The organism is Achromobacter sp. Marseille-Q4954, assembly GCF_943737025.1.
Classification (GTDB): Bacteria; Pseudomonadota; Gammaproteobacteria; order Burkholderiales; family Burkholderiaceae_B; genus Achromobacter; species Achromobacter bronchisepticus_A.
The window spans coordinates 1,007,958-1,022,661 of record NZ_CALSFQ010000002.1; the positions used below are offsets into that span (position 1 = coordinate 1,007,958).

The window sequence follows — 14,704 nt, forward strand, 5'->3', positions numbered from 1 at the left end:
TTTTATGCTAAATCGCGTTCAAGTGAACAAACGCGTGAAATCATTGAACAGCGCAAGCCCCATCAGGCTTGCCAATAAACCTATGCCGGCGCGCTGTCCGATATCGATCCACCTTGCTGGCGGCGGGCTACCCCGCACAATTTCGACGAGATAGTACAGCAGATGGCCACCGTCCAGCATGGGAATGGGCAGCAAATTTAGTACGCCCAGGCTGATACTGATCAAGGCGATATAAGCGATGTACGCAACAATTCCGATTCTGGCGGTCTGGCCGGCGTAATCCGCGATGGTCACGGGACCGCTGACATTGCGCCAGGAAACGTCGCCCGTGACCATGCGCCCCATCATGCGCAGGGAGAACCAGGCGGTGTCCCAGGTGCGCACGGCGCCCTTCCACAGGCTTTCGAATACACCGTAGCGCACGGTCACCATGGGAATGTCGCCGCCCAGCTGGACGCCCAGGCGGCCTATTACCTGGCCGTTGACCGTCTCGGCACGGGGCGTGACGTTCAGGGAAACATTGGCGCCGTCGCGCGCCAGGGTCATGGCCAGGGTCTTGCCGGCGCTTTCCTGGATCTGCCGGACCAGCGCGCTGGTGTCCGGGGTGGGAACGCCGTTCACGGCCAGGACCAGGTCACCCGCCCGCAGGCCGGCCGCCTGCCCTTCGCCGCCGTCGTTGACGACGCGCACAGCGGGCTTGGGCTGGGCCAGGCGCACGCCGGCTGCGGCCAGCGGGTCGCCGCCAGCCGGATCCATCGTGTTCGACGGCAGCACCAGTTCGCGCTGCTGGACCGCGCCCGCAGGCGTCTTGACCTCGATCCTGGCGCTGCCGCCGGTAGCCATGACGTCCATCAGGCGCCAGCGCGCGTCGGACCAGGAGGCCACCTCTTCGCCGTCGATGGCCAGGATGCGGTCGCCCGACAAAAGGCCGGCGCGCGCGGCCGGCGTGTCGGCCGCGGGCTGGGCGATGACGGCCACGGGCTCTTCGGTGCCGGCCATGTTCAGGCCGGCGTAGAGGAAGACCGCGAGTATCAGGTTGAAAATGGGGCCGGCGGCGACGATGGCGATACGCTGGCCGACGGGCTTGCTGTTGAAGGCCCCTGCCACTTCCGCCGGGCTCGCGCCGGCGGGGGGATCGTCCTGCATCTTGACGTAGCCGCCCAGCGGCAGGGCCGAAACGGCCCATTCCGTGCCGTGGCGGTCGGTGCGGCGCAGAATGACCTTGCCAAATCCCACGGAGAAGCGCAGCACCTTCACGCCGCACAGACGGGCCACCCAATAGTGCCCCAGTTCATGGAAGATGATCAGGGAGCCAAGCGCAACCGCAAAGGCCAGCAGGGTGAAAAGCATCGGAATCGGAGAAATCTAGGAAATCAGAGGCAGGCGGACGGTGGCGACCGAGCCTGCGTCAGGCCAGGCCCAGGTTGCCCGCGAAGACGCGCGCGTCGGAATCAAGCGCGAGCACGTCGTCAAGACTGTTGAGCGTAACAGATGCTTGCCGCGCCTGCCACTCCAGGGAAGCCTCGATTACCCGCGGAATCCAGGTATAGGGCAGCCGACCGCTCAGGAAGGCCTCCACGGCGATCTCGTTGGCGGCGTTCAGCGCCACGCAGGCTCCCTGCCCGGCGCGCAGCGCCGCGAACGACAGAGCCAGGCACGGAAAGCGGGCCAGATCCGGCTTTTCGAAGTCCAGCCGCCCCAGACGCGTCAGGTCCAGCGGACCGACGCCGCTATCCAGGCGTTCGGGAAAGCCCAGGCCGTAGGCGATGGGCGTGCGCATGTCGGGCTGGCCAAGCTGAGCCAGCACCGAGCCGTCGTCGTACTCGACCATGGAATGCACCACGCTCTGGGGATGCACCACCACCTCGATGCGGTCAGCAGGCATCGCGAACAGCCAATGCGCCTCGATCACCTCCAGGCCCTTGTTGAGCATGGTGGCGGAATCGACCGAGATCTTGCGGCCCATGCTCCAGTTGGGATGAGCGCAAGCCTGGGCCGGCGTCACATCGTGCAGGTCTTCCAGGTCGCGTCCGCGGAAAGGGCCGCCGGAGGCGGTCAGCAGCAGACGGCGCACGCCGGGCGCCGGGCGATCCGGCGCGACGGCTCGCCCGCCATGAGGCAGGCATTGGAAAATGGCGTTATGTTCGCTGTCGATAGGCAGCAGTTCGGCGCCGTTGTCGCGTACGGCCTGCATGAAGAGCGAGCCGGCTGCAACCAGCGCTTCCTTGTTGGCCAGCAATACGCGCTTGCCGCTGCGGGCGGCCGCCAGGGCAGCGGGCAGTCCCGCCGCCCCCACGATGGCCGCCATGACGGAGTCGCATTGGGGATCGGCGGCGGTATCGGCCAACGCCTGAGCGCCGACCCGGATTTCCGGCATGGGCTGGCCGCCCGCCCATGCGGCAATGAATTTCTCGCGGGCCGCCGAGTCCGGCACCACCACCACGGCAGCGCGGCTGGCCTGCGCCTGCTCCGCCAAGCGCGCCATCCGGCTGTACGCCGACAGCGCGTAAACCGCCAGGCGCTCGGGGTGGCGGGCGATCACATCCAGCGTGCTTTCACCGATCGAACCGGTCGATCCCAGCACGACGACGCGTTGAAAAGCCGTCAAAACAACACTCCAGACAAAAGTAGCGCAAACGGCGCGACCGGGAGAATCGCGTCGATGCGGTCATAGACCCCGCCGTGGCCAGGCAGCAGCGTGCTGGAATCCTTGCGGCCGGCGCGCCGCTTGAGCAGCGATTCGAACAGGTCGCCCACGATCGACAGCACGCCGAGCACGGCGGCAATGGGTAGCGCCAGCCAGAAGCTCCAGCGCTCGACCAGCGCATGGCCGTAAGTGCCTTCCCACAGGCTGGAAAGACCGATCCAGACCACCGCGCCCAGGACGCCGGCGACCGCGCCCGCGACCGTCTTGCCCGGGCTGACCCGCGGGGCCAGTTTACGCTTGCCAAAGGCTCTGCCGGCAAAATAGGCGGCAATGTCGGCGACCCAGACCAGTGCCAGCAGCGACACCACGAAACCGGCGCCATGCGCCACGAACATCTGCGCCAGCACGGCCCAGGCGGCAAACGCCGCGGGCACGGAAAAAACCGACCAGCCCAAGCTGGCGGGAGGCGCATCGGAGCGCCCGCGCACCACCGCCGTCAGACCGCCGAACAGCCAAACCGCGGCCACCGCCGGCACCACGTAACGCAGCACCCAGACGGGATCCGCGATGCCGGCATTCTGCCCCGCGAGCCAGGCGGACGCCAACGCCAGCATGCCCCCGAACAGCAGGACGGCGACGCCGACGGCAATGAGAGGGGAAGGCGGTTGCGGCAGGGTCAGGCGCAGCCACTCCCAATTGGCGCAGGCGGCAGCCAGGGCCAGAAGCGCAACGAACCACCAGGGGTTCGCGCTGACCATCGCGGCGGCCAGAACGGCCAACAGAACGACTGCGGTAACGATACGCTGGCCCAACATTTGACGGTCTCCTCGTGTACAGCCCTGGAAAGACGCGCTAGTCGCCGTCCGTTTTATTACGCGCCGTTTTCGCTGACTTGCGCGCTGGTACGGCCAAAGCGGCGTTCGCGCGTGCGGTACCAGTCAAAGGCGGCCGCGAGCTCGGCGGCGCCGAAATCCGGCCAGTAGCGATCCGTGAAGTAGAACTCCGCGTAAGCCATCTGCCAGATCAGGAAATTGGAAATGCGCTGTTCGCCGCCGGTGCGGATGAACAGATCGGGTTCTGGCGCCCAGGACATGGACAGATGGCGCGCCAGGCGCTCCTCGTCCACCAGCTGGGGCTGGGTGGCCAGTGCGGGCTCGGCGGCCAGCATGGCGCGGGTCGCCTGCAGGATGTCCCAGCGACCGCCATAGTTGGCGGCGACCGTCAGGTGCAGGCGGTCGTTGTGGGCCGTGCGCTCCTGGGCCGCGAAGATCAGCTCCTGCAAACGGGGCTCGAAGGCCGATAGGTCGCCGATGACGTGCAGGCGCACGCCCTGCTCTTCCAGCTTGCCGATCTCGCGCTCCAGCGCCTGCACGAACAGGCGCATGAGCAGCGACACTTCCTCGGCCGGACGGCGCCAGTTCTCGGAACTGAAGGCGAACAGGGTCAGATAGCGCACGCCGGCGCGGCCGCAGGCCTCGACCACGCGCCGCACCGCCTGCACGCCCTTGGCGTGGCCCGCGGTGCGCGGCAGCAGCCGCCTAGTCGCCCACCGGCCATTGCCATCCATGATGATGGCCACGTGCTCGGGAATGTCGCGGGTAGCGGGAACCGCCTGGGTCGAACTGGTTGCCATTGGTCTGGGGCTGCGCGCGGTGAAACGGCGAAAACGGAATTACGTGAAGAAAAGCCTGCGCCGTCGTTCCACCGCTAGGCAGCAAGGCTGCGAATCAATGGACAGGACGGCGCTCAGGCAGGATATCCCGGTCGCCAGGGAGATAGGGGCTAGCCTGTCACCCTGACGGCATCCAGGAATTATACGGTCATGATTTCCGCTTCTTTCTGCGTGACCATCTTGTCGATGTCAGCCACGCTGCGATCGGTCAGCTTCTGGACGTCGTCCTGCGAACGGCGTTCGTCGTCCTCGGAGATTTCCTTGTCCTTGACCAGCTTCTTCAGCGCTTCGTTGGCTTCGCGGCGCAGGTTGCGCACGGCCACCTTGGCGTCCTCGCCTTCGCTGCGGACCACCTTGGTCAGGTCGCGGCGGCGCTCTTCGGTCAGCGCAGGCATCGGCACGCGGATCGTGTCGCCCATCGACATGGGGTTCAGACCCAGGTCCGATTCGCGGATCGCCTTTTCGATCGCGGAGGCCATGCTCTTCTCGTAGGGCTGCACGCTGATGGTGCGGGCGTCCACGAGGTTCACGTTGCCAACCTGGCTGATCGGCACGGGCGAGCCGTAGTACTCGACCTGCACGTGGTCCAGGATGCCGGTGTGGGCGCGGCCCGTACGGATCTTGGCCAGGTTGGTCTTGAGCGTGTCAAGCGACTTGGCCATCCTGGCTTCGGCGGATTTGCGGATTTCTGCGACGCTCATGGAATTTCCTTTTCTTTAGACGTGTACCAAGGTGCCTTCGTCTTCGCCGCTGACGACCCGCTTGAGGGCGCCGGACTTATTGATCGAAAACACTTTGATCGGCAGCTTCTGGTCACGGCACAGCGCGAAGGCGGTGGCATCCATGACTTCCAGCCGGCGGACGATCGCTTCGTCGAAGCTGATGCGCGAGTAACGCGTGGCGGTGGGATCCTTGTTGGGATCCGCGCTGTAGATGCCGTCGACCTTGGTGGCCTTCAGCACGATCTCCGCCCCGATCTCGGCGCCGCGCAACGCAGCAGCCGTGTCCGTGGTGAAGAAGGGATTGCCGGTACCTGCCGCGAAGATGACGACCTTGCCCTCTTCGAGGTAGCGCAGCGCCTTCGGGCGGATGTACGGTTCGACGACCTGATCGATATTCAAGGCCGATTGCACGCGGGTGTCGACACCCTTGTGCTTGAGCGCGTCTTGCAGCGCAAGCGCGTTCATGATGGTGGCCATCATGCCCATGTAGTCGGCGGTCGCGCGGTCCATGCCCTGCGCGCCCGGGGCGACGCCACGGAAAATATTGCCCCCGCCGATGACGATGGCCAGCTCGACGCCCGTGGCGGCGACTTCAGCGACCTCATCGGTCATGCGGACGATGGTGGAGCGGTTGATGCCGAATGCATCGTCGCCCATCAGCGCCTCGCCGGAAAGTTTGAGAAGAACCCGTTTGTATGCTCTGCTGCTCATAGGTGATATCCCGAAGAACAATCCGACGAAAGTGTAAGACAAGAAATAGGCCGGACTAGAATTTAATCTAGCGCCGGCCCTTAAGCACTACCCTGGGTCAGGCGCGGCCGGCGGCGGCAGCGGCGACCTCAGCGGCGAAATCGCTGGTCTTCTTCTCGATACCTTCGCCGACAACGAACAGCACGAACTTGCTGATCGAAGCGCCCTTTTCCTTGAGCATCTGCTCAACGCTGTGCTTGTCGCTCTTGACGAACGGCTGCGACAGCAGGGTGACTTCCTTCAGGAACTTCGCGACCGAGCCTTCGACCATCTTGGCGACGATGTCAGCCGGCTTGCCCGATTCGGCGGCCTTCTGTTCGGCGACCGAGCGTTCGGCGGCGATGTCGGCGGGGTTCACGCCGTCGGCGTTCAGAGCCTTGGGCTTGGTGGCGGCGATGTGCATCGCCAGGTCCTTGCCCACTTCTTCCGCGCCGGTGTATTCGACCAGCACGCCGATCTTGCCGCCGTGCACGTAGCTGGCCAGCGCGTTCGGGGTCTCGATGCGCTCGAAGCGGCGGATCGAGATGTTTTCGCCGATCTTGCCGATCAGGGCGGTGCGGGTGCTTTCAACCGTGCCGTCGCCGTAGGGCAGCGCCGACAGGGCTTCCACCGTGGCGGGGTTCTGCGTGGCGACCAGTTCGGCCAGCTTGTTCACGAAGCCGACGAAGTCGTCGTTCTTGGCGACGAAGTCGGTTTCGCAGTTGATTTCGATGACGGCGCCCTTCTTGGCGTCGGCGGAGATGAACAGACCGATCAGGCCTTCAGCGGTGACGCGAGCGGCAGCCTTGCTGGCCTTGTTGCCCAGCTTGACGCGCAGGATTTCCTCGGCGCGGGCCAGGTCGCCCTCGGCTTCCGTCAAGGCCTTCTTGCACTCCATCATGGGCGCGTCGGTCTTTTCGCGCAGTTCCTTGACCAGGGCAGCGGTAATTTCAGCCATGTTTGCTCCAATTTGCTAGAACATGCCCCGGCGCACCGGGACAGTGGTTTGATTCGATGGGACATCCGCGACTAGCGGATCAGGAAGATGGGAGCCCACCTTCGCATTGCCGGCGAGGCGGGAGCGGACCGATTTCGGCACCGCTCCCAGACGCTAACCGCCGGACATGACAACAGGCTTAGGCCTGGTTGTCCTGCACTTCGACGAACTCTTCCTGGCCTTCGCCCAGTTCTTCGACCAGACCGTTCAGGTTCTGTTCGCGGCCTTCCAGCACAGCGTCGGCGATGCCCTTGGCGTACAGCGCGATGGCCTTGGCCGAGTCGTCGTTGCCGGGGATGACGTAGTCGATGCCTTCGGGCGAGTGGTTGGTGTCAACCACGGCGACCACGGGGATACCCAGGGTCTTGGCTTCGGCGATGGCGATCTTGTGGTAGCCGACGTCGATCACGAAAATGGCGTCAGGCAGACCGTTCATGTCCTTGATGCCGCCGATCGACTTGTTCAGCTTTTCCAGTTCGCGCTGGAACAGCAGGCCTTCCTTCTTGATCATGCGCTCGGCGCCGCCTTCGGCGACAACGGCTTCCATGTCCTTCAGGCGCTTGACCGAGGTCTTGACCGTCTTGAAGTTGGTCAGCATGCCGCCGAGCCAGCGGGCGTCGACGAAGGGCATGCCGCAACGGGAGGCTTCAGCGGCGACCAGCTCGCGGGCAGCGCGCTTGGTGCCGACGAACAGGATGTTGCCGCCGCGAGCAGCCAGCTGCTTCACGAACTTGGTGGCTTCCTGGTACTTATCAACCGTCTTTTCCAGGTTGATGATGTGAATCTTGTTGCGATGGCCGAAGATGAAGGGGGCCATCTTGGGGTTCCAGTAGCGGGTCTGGTGACCAAAGTGGACACCCGCTTCCAGCATTTCGCGCATCAAAGACATAACTTTCTCCAAGGGTTGATTTCTTGCGCCGCACCTGCATCAGCCTTTGACTGACACCCTGGGTGGTGTTGCGCGCGATTTCCCGCAAATGCGGGATGACAAAATTTTAACCGGGCCGACCGATCACTGCCGCAATAACTACGACGCCCTGGGGCGCCTTCTACTACGCTGCCGCGATAAACCCAGACGGCCGCCACGACCAAGAGCCTTGCACCGCTTGCTTGCAGGCGCTTTTCCAGACCCACCAGGAATTTCCTGGAAGTTTCCGGCGGTTTCCCGAAAGCGCACCCGGACCTGTTTTGTTGGCGGCGAAATCCAGCTCTGGAAAATCCAGCTCTTCGCGTTCAAGCAGGGGTTTTTACACCCAGACTTCAGTTCGACCGCGCATCAGACCATCGGGGCATTTCTTAAGAAAACGCGAACGTTTTCAAGAACTTAAGCCGACATCCACACCGAGTCCAAACCCTGAGCCTGCATCGCCGCTCTAAAACATGACCGGGCTTACAAGCACGCCGCGTCCCCAGCCTGGCGCCTGCTCCGGATTTGCCGCTGTCCCCGCCCGCCCGACTGGTTTCCTGTTCGCGTATCCACCCACGGAATCAACGGCCTGCCCGATTTCGCTCCACAACCTTCGCTTGCGGTGAAACTTCAGGGCGCGCCGCCGATCACTATGAAAGGACCCGCTGCCAGAACAACTGCCGGGTTTGCGAGGCATCGGTTCCGCTGCCTGCACCCGCCGGGTTCAGCCTTTGCCGTAACCCGATTGCTCCCCAAAATTTTAGGGAAGCCTATAATTCTACTATTCTTTCAAGCAGACATTCAAGCGAGACATCGCCAAGCTATTCCATGGGCACTATCACCAATCAAGCCGACCTGGCCAAGATGCGCGCCGCCTGCCAGGATGCGGCCAAAGTCCTCGATTTCATCACGCCTTACGTCAAGCCTGGGGTCACCACCGGGGAGCTGGACCGCCTCTGCCTGGAGTACCTGACCGATGAACTGGGCGTGAAATCCGCCACGGTGGGCTATGCGCCCCCGGGCTATCCGCCCTTCCCCGGCGCCATCTGCACCTCGGTCAACCACCAGGTCTGCCATGGCATCCCGGGCGATAAGGTGCTGAAAAACGGCGACTCGCTGAATATCGACGTCACCATCATCAAGGATGGCTGGTTCGGTGACACCAGCCGCATGTACGCGGTAGGCGAACAGTCCATATTGTCGCGCCGCCTGACCGAGATCACCTTCGAATGCATGTGGAAGGGCATCCAGCAGGTGAAAAACGGGGCCACGTTGGGCGACATCGGCAACGCGATCCAGAAGCACGCCGAGGCCAACGGCTTTTCAGTGGTGCGCGAGTTCTGCGGCCACGGCATCGGCCAGCGCTTCCACGAAGACCCGCAGGTGCTGCACTATGGCAAGCCGGGTACGGGCGTGAAGCTGACGACGGGCATGCTGTTCACCATCGAACCCATGATCAATGCCGGACGCCGCGAGATCCGCCAGCTGTCCGATGGCTGGACGGTCGTCACCCGCGACCACAGCCTGTCGGCCCAATGGGAGCATGCTGTCTGTGTCACCGAGACCGGCTACGAAGTATTGACCCTGTCGCCAGGAATGCCCAAGCCGCCCGCCTTCGTCACCGAACCCCTGGTCATCCCAGCCGTCTGATACACAAGCTTAGCCACCATGACCGCCGCCATACTCAGCGCCCTGCGCGAACGCATCCAGGAAGCCCGGCGGACCGCGGTGGCGCAATTCCGCACGCACCTGCGGCCGGACACCCTGCTGTCCGAGCTGCGCCGCATCGTCGACGCCGCGCTGCGCGACCTGATCAAGCATTGCCCGCTGCCCGCCGGCGCCACGCTGGCGGCCGTGGGCGGCTATGGCCGGGGCGAGCTTTACCCGCACTCCGACGTGGACCTGCTGATCCTGCTGCCGCACGCCCCCACGCCCGAGGACGAGTCGGCCATCGAGAAGCTGGTGGCCTCGCTGTGGGACCTGGGCCTGGAGCCCGGCCATAGCGTACGCACCATCGAGGACTGCGAACGCGAGGCGGATGCCGATATCACCGTGGAAACGGCTCTGCTGGAATCCCGCTGGCTGGCCGGCAGCCGCACGCTGATGAAGGCCTTCGAAGCCGCGACCAAGTCCCGCCTGGACCCGCGCGCTTTTTTTCGCGCCAAACGCGTCGAAATGCAGCAGCGCCACGCGCGCTACCAAGACACGCCCTATGCGCTGGAGCCGAACTGCAAGGAGTCGCCGGGCGGACTGCGCGACCTGCAGGTCATCCTGTGGATGGCCCGGGCGGCCGGCTTTGGCAACAGCTGGCGCTCCGTGGCGCAGGCCGGCCTGCTTACTTCGTCCGAGGCGCGCGACCTGCGCAAGGCCGAACAAGCCTTCAAGCGCCTGCGCATTGAATTGCACCTGCTGGCGAACCGGCGCGAAGACCGCGTGCTGTTCGACCTGCAGCCCGCCCTGGCCGAGGTCTACGGCATCCACGCCACCGCCACCCGCCGCGGCAGCGAGCTACTGATGCAGCGCTACTACTGGGCGGCGCGTCTGGTGACGCAGCTCAACGGCATCCTGGTGCAGAACATCGAGGAACGGCTGTTTCCGCGCCCGGACAGCGACGCGCGCGACATCGACGACGACTTCCGCAATCTGCGGGACCGCCTGGACATCATTCGCGACGACGGTTTCGAGCGCAATCCCACCCTGCTGCTGCGCGCCTTCCTGGTGATGCAGCAGCACCCGGAACTGACCGGCATGTCGGCGCGCACGCTGCGCGCCATCTGGCATTCGCGCCACCGCATCGACGCGCAGTTCCGCCGCAACCCGGTCAACCGCAAGCTGTTCCTGCAAATCCTGCAGCAGCCGCGCGGCATCGTGCACGAGCTGCGGCGCATGACCATGCTGAACATCCTGCCGCGCTATCTGCCGGTATTCCGCCGCATCGTCGGCCAGATGCAGCATGACCTGTTCCACGCCTACACGGTGGACCAGCACACGCTGGCGGTGGTGCGCAACCTGCGCCGCTTCACCATGCCGGAGCACGCCCAGGAATATCCGCTGGCCAGCCAGCTGATCGCCGGCCTGGACCGGCACTGGCTGCTGTACGTGGCCGCGCTGTTCCACGACATCGCCAAGGGCCGCGGCGGCGACCACTCCGAGCTGGGCGCGCGCGAAGTGCGCAAGTTTGCCCAAGACCACGGCATGGAGCCCGAGGACACCAAGCTGGTCGAGTTCCTGGTCCGCCAGCATCTGCTGATGTCGGCCGTGGCGCAAAAGCGCGACCTGTCCGATCCGACCGTGGTGCAGGACTTCGCCGCCACCGTGAAGGACGAGCGCCATCTGACAGCGCTGTATCTGCTGACGGTGGCCGATATCCGCGGCACCAGCCCCAAGGTCTGGAACGCCTGGAAGGGCAAGCTGCTGGAAGATCTTTACAAGCTGACGCTGGCCGCCCTGGGCGGCGCCCATGCCGACGCCCACACTGTCCTGACCGAACGCAAGGAAGAAGCCGCCCGCCTGACCCGCTTGGCGGGCCTGCGCGACGACGCCCGTGAGGCCTTCTGGAACCAGCTCGACGTGGCGTACTTCCTGCGCCACGACGCCTCGGACATCGCCTGGCACACCCGCCACCTATACCACCAGGTCGCGCCGGCGCAGGCGGTGGTCAAGGCCCGCCCGACCGAACACGGCGAAGGCCTGCAGATCATGGTGTACACCCGCGATGCGCCCGACCTGTTCGTGGCGATCTGCGGCTATTTCGACGCCAAGTCGCTTTCCATTCAGGATGCCCGCATCCACACCACGCGCCACGGCTGGGCGCTGGACAGCTTCATCGTGCTGCTGCCGGAAGGCGCCAGCGACCTGCGCGCCCAGGCCACCCTGGTCGAACACGAACTGGCCGAACGCCTCAAGGACCCGCACGCCGCCGCCTTGCAGCAGCCCGCTCGCGGCGGCTACTACAGCCGCGGCCGCCAGTCCCGCGTGTCGCGGGTGTTCCCGGTCATGCCGCAGGCCGAACTGCAGCCCGACGAGCGCAGCACCTCCTGGCGCCTGTCCGTGACTGCCACCGACCGGCCCGGCCTGCTGCACGCCCTGGCCCGCGTCTTTGCCAGCCACGAGGTGAACCTGCTGATGGCCAAGATCATGACGCTGGGCGACCGGGTCGAAGACGTCTTCATCGTCGACGGCACCGCGCTGACGCGCCCGCGCAGCCAGATGCAGTTCGAGCGCGACGTCCTGGACGCCCTGGCGGGCGAGGAAGCCCAGCAGCGCGCCGCCTGACCGCGGGCGCCCGGCATCGCCAGCGCCGCCGGGACCGCATACAATCCCGGTTTTCGGCTAGGCGATGCCCTCCCCATGGAGCTAAACGATTATCTGCGCGTTTTCGGTACCAGCTTCTTTTTCGCGCTGGCTACCCTGTTGCCGTTCCTCAACCCGCCCGCGATCGCGCCGATCTTCCTGTCGCTGACCGAGGGCGCGTCGTCGTCCACCCGGATGGTGCTGGCCAAGCGCGTGGCCATCAATGTCTGCCTGATGCTGATCGTCGCCATGGTCGCGGGCAACGTGCTGCTCAGCTTCTTCGGCATTTCGCTGTCCATCGTGCGAGTCGGCGGCGGCATGCTCGTGATCGCCAGCGCCTGGCGGCTGGTGAATTCACCCGACGCCGACACCGAACGCGTGGCGCGCATGGCCGAGTCCTTCACTCCGGAAATGGCCAAGGCCCGCGCGTTCTATCCCCTGACCTTCCCCATCAGCTGCGGCCCCGGATCCATCGCCGCGGCCATCACCGTGGGGGTGTCGCTGCGCGACCAGAACCACGTGCTGAGCCTGCTGCGGCTGGGCGGATCGATTCCGGGCATCATCGTCGTGTCGGTCACGCTCTACATCTGCCTGCGCTTTGCGGCGCAGATGCTGCACCGCCTGGGCGACAATGGCACCGCCGTGTTCATGCGCCTGTCGGCCTTCATCATGCTGTGCCTGGGCGTGCAGATCTTCTGGGAAGGTTCGCGCGAACTACTGCTGGGCGTGTTGCAGCAAGTGATGCAACCAATTCCGATTCCCAAGGCCTAAGCCTGGCTCGGGGCCGAGTCCGCCCCCTTTTCCAACCCTTGCAAAGCAACAATGACCTCTCGCTCAGAACGCCTGCTCCGCCTGATCGCCCTCTTCTGCTTCGGCGCCGTCGGCCTCGCCCTGGTTTCCCAGCATGTCTTCGACATGCCTCCCTGCGCCTGGTGCGTCATGCAGCGCCTGATCTACCTGGTGATCGGCCTCATCGCGCTGGTGGGCGGATTCGGCGGCGGACGCGCGCTGACGCGCCTGTGCGGCGCACTCGCCGCGCTGCTGTCCCTGGGCGGCATCGCGGCCGCCTGGTATCAGTACAGCGTAGCGGCCAACATGCTGTCCTGCGACCAGACCTTCGCCGACCGCTTCATGACGGGCATCGGCCTGGAAAGCGCCGTGCCGTGGCTGTTCGGCATCTATGCCACCTGCATGGACGCCAAGGTGCCGGTGCTGGGCATCGAATACGCGCTTTGGAGCCTGGCGCTCTTCGTCATCATTTTCTTCATGGCGCTGCCGGTCGTATTCCGGCGCGGCGGTACCCAGTAACAGCCCCTTCCCAATGCCGCCCGCAGCCTCGCGGGCGGCAGCCGAACGCCGGGTAGCCTGGCCGCGCCCGGCAGGCCGCTCCCGCATCGATCATGTCCACCCTGAAATACCTGACCGGATACCCGGAATCCCTGCTCGCCCAGGCCCAAAAGCTGCTCGACCAAGACAAGCTGGGTCCTGCGCTGCTGGCACGCTATCCTGCCGGCCCTCACGACGTGCGTACCGACCGGGCGCTCTACCAATATGTGACGGATCTGAAGAACGCCTATATGCGCAATGGCGACCAGATCAACAAAGTCGCCTTCGACAGCAAGATCCACGTGATCCAGCATGCGCTCGGCCAGCACACCTATATCTCGCGCGTGCAAGGCGGCAAGCTCAAGGCCAAACATGAAATCCGGGTGGCGACGCTGTTCAAGACCGTGCCGGCGGAATTCCTGAAGATGATCACGGTGCATGAGCTGGCCCACCTGAAGGAAAAAGACCACAACAAGGCCTTCTACAGCATGTGCCTGCGCATGGAGCCGCAGTACCACCAGTATGAGTTCGACCTGCGCCTGTACCTGACGCACTTGGAAGCGACGCGCCAGCCCTTGTGGGATTCAAAGGCATAGTTAATCGCATCGAATATCGCCCAGGCCATGCGAATCGATTAATTCTTGGTTTTTTTCTGAAACCATATTCTGAATATTTTCTGAACGAAATCTGACGCCATGCTGACTGATTTCTTTAACTCTCCTTTCTCTCCACTTAATAAAAGCTGAATATCGCATTTCGGCAGAAAAAATTTACACCCCCCTTAGGGTTAGCGAGGATGAAATCTGAAATTTCTCGCTAAAAACCGAAAGCGGAGTGAAAGTGGCCGTTATTAGACTCTCTCAGGCGTTTGTAAGGGGGTCGAAAATTCCAGCTCCTTGTAAGCGTATTCATATAACAAGGAGAGCATGGTGCTTCAAGAAAGCAGCGGCAATATAAATGTGGAGAGGGGTATTCATAGACATATGAATAACCAGAATTTTGTCAGGGGCGTATTCATGATGATATTCGCCCTTGTATTCGGAGTGACAGCACTCAAATATCAAGTCGGTACATTTTCCAGGGGCGGACCGGGCCTCTTTCCGCTGATGGCAAGCTCGGCGCTATTTGTCATCGGCCTGATCACGGTAATCACCTCGTTCTTCACGCCGCCGGTTCCCATGAGCCACAGCATCAAGAACATTTCCATCATCATGCTGAGCCTGGTGGGCTGCGCCGCCATATCTGGCGCAGTCAATATGATCGTCGGGATCATTTTCCTGGTTTTCTGCGCCTCGCTCGCCGCCACTTCATATTCAACCCTGAGAAACCTGAAAATCTCAGGAGGGCTGATCGCCGTGGCTTTTGCATTCAAGAGCTTTCTCGGCCTTAACCTGCCCTTACTCTGAAGCGA

Annotated in this window: 15 protein-coding genes; 7 read left to right on the top strand and 8 right to left on the bottom strand. The window is 63.9% G+C overall.

Going from position 1 to position 14,704, the window contains the following annotated elements; all coding sequences use genetic code 11:
- Nucleotides 1-18 precede the first annotated feature (18 nt).
- From rseP to rpsB, 8 genes are all read right to left on the bottom strand, one after another.
- Nucleotides 19-1,350: an RIP metalloprotease RseP gene (gene rseP, locus NGK62_RS22680; protein ID WP_118933668.1), complete on the bottom strand. Its 1,332-nt coding sequence runs from the start codon at nucleotides 1,348-1,350 to the stop codon at nucleotides 19-21.
- A 58-nt stretch (nucleotides 1,351-1,408) separates the two neighbouring features.
- Complete coding sequence (locus NGK62_RS22685; RefSeq protein ID WP_059380348.1) at nucleotides 1,409-2,608, bottom strand: 1-deoxy-D-xylulose-5-phosphate reductoisomerase; 1,200 nt, start codon at nucleotides 2,606-2,608, stop codon at nucleotides 1,409-1,411.
- Nucleotides 2,605-3,462 carry a phosphatidate cytidylyltransferase gene (locus NGK62_RS22690; protein WP_118933666.1) on the bottom strand — a complete coding sequence of 286 codons (858 nt, stop codon included), beginning with the start codon at nucleotides 3,460-3,462 and terminating at the stop codon, nucleotides 2,605-2,607. Before NGK62_RS22690 ends, NGK62_RS22685 begins: the two co-directional genes overlap by 4 nt.
- 56 nt (nucleotides 3,463-3,518) lie before the next feature.
- Complete coding sequence (gene uppS / locus NGK62_RS22695) at nucleotides 3,519-4,280, bottom strand: polyprenyl diphosphate synthase (protein ID WP_118933665.1); 762 nt, start codon at nucleotides 4,278-4,280, stop codon at nucleotides 3,519-3,521.
- A gap of 179 nt (nucleotides 4,281-4,459) precedes the next feature.
- Nucleotides 4,460-5,020, bottom strand: coding sequence for a ribosome recycling factor (frr, locus tag NGK62_RS22700; protein WP_059380351.1), 561 nt, complete (start codon nucleotides 5,018-5,020; stop codon nucleotides 4,460-4,462).
- A gap of 15 nt (nucleotides 5,021-5,035) precedes the next feature.
- Nucleotides 5,036-5,752: a UMP kinase gene (pyrH, locus tag NGK62_RS22705; RefSeq protein WP_013393440.1), complete on the bottom strand. Its 717-nt coding sequence runs from the start codon at nucleotides 5,750-5,752 to the stop codon at nucleotides 5,036-5,038.
- A 97-nt stretch (nucleotides 5,753-5,849) separates the two neighbouring features.
- The gene (gene tsf / locus NGK62_RS22710; RefSeq protein ID WP_059380352.1) at nucleotides 5,850-6,728 is read right to left on the bottom strand and encodes a translation elongation factor Ts; all 879 of its coding nucleotides are present in this window, start codon (nucleotides 6,726-6,728) and stop codon (nucleotides 5,850-5,852) included.
- A 178-nt stretch (nucleotides 6,729-6,906) separates the two neighbouring features.
- Entirely contained in the window at nucleotides 6,907-7,656 is a 750-nt protein-coding gene (gene rpsB / locus NGK62_RS22715) for a 30S ribosomal protein S2 (protein WP_054456717.1), read from the bottom strand.
- Between the two features lie 46 nt (nucleotides 7,657-7,702).
- Here rpsB and NGK62_RS22720 point away from each other — a divergent pair, with 46 nt between their 5' ends.
- The 7 genes from NGK62_RS22720 (at nucleotide 7,703) to NGK62_RS22750 (ending at nucleotide 14,699) form a co-directional block, all read left to right on the top strand.
- Nucleotides 7,703-8,095, top strand: a complete 393-nt coding sequence (locus NGK62_RS22720) for a hypothetical protein (protein ID WP_251880469.1) — start codon at nucleotides 7,703-7,705, stop codon at nucleotides 8,093-8,095.
- A 407-nt stretch (nucleotides 8,096-8,502) separates the two neighbouring features.
- A complete protein-coding gene (gene map, locus NGK62_RS22725) occupies nucleotides 8,503-9,324 on the top strand; it encodes a type I methionyl aminopeptidase (RefSeq protein ID WP_059380353.1) in 822 nt (273 codons plus the stop codon).
- A gap of 18 nt (nucleotides 9,325-9,342) precedes the next feature.
- Nucleotides 9,343-11,949, top strand: coding sequence for a [protein-PII] uridylyltransferase (locus NGK62_RS22730; RefSeq protein ID WP_251880471.1), 2,607 nt, complete (start codon nucleotides 9,343-9,345; stop codon nucleotides 11,947-11,949).
- 75 nt (nucleotides 11,950-12,024) lie between these two features.
- On the top strand, nucleotides 12,025-12,738 hold the full coding sequence (locus NGK62_RS22735) for a MarC family protein (protein ID WP_059380355.1): 714 nt from the start codon (nucleotides 12,025-12,027) through the stop codon (nucleotides 12,736-12,738).
- A 51-nt stretch (nucleotides 12,739-12,789) separates the two neighbouring features.
- Nucleotides 12,790-13,275, top strand: a complete 486-nt coding sequence (locus tag NGK62_RS22740) for a disulfide bond formation protein B (protein ID WP_251880473.1) — start codon at nucleotides 12,790-12,792, stop codon at nucleotides 13,273-13,275.
- Nucleotides 13,276-13,367: 92 nt separating this feature from the next.
- Nucleotides 13,368-13,889, top strand: a complete 522-nt coding sequence (locus tag NGK62_RS22745; protein ID WP_088140243.1) for a YgjP-like metallopeptidase domain-containing protein — start codon at nucleotides 13,368-13,370, stop codon at nucleotides 13,887-13,889.
- Between the two features lie 387 nt (nucleotides 13,890-14,276).
- Nucleotides 14,277-14,699, top strand: coding sequence for a tripartite tricarboxylate transporter TctB family protein (locus NGK62_RS22750; protein WP_251880938.1), 423 nt, complete (start codon nucleotides 14,277-14,279; stop codon nucleotides 14,697-14,699).
- Nucleotides 14,700-14,704 lie beyond the last annotated feature (5 nt).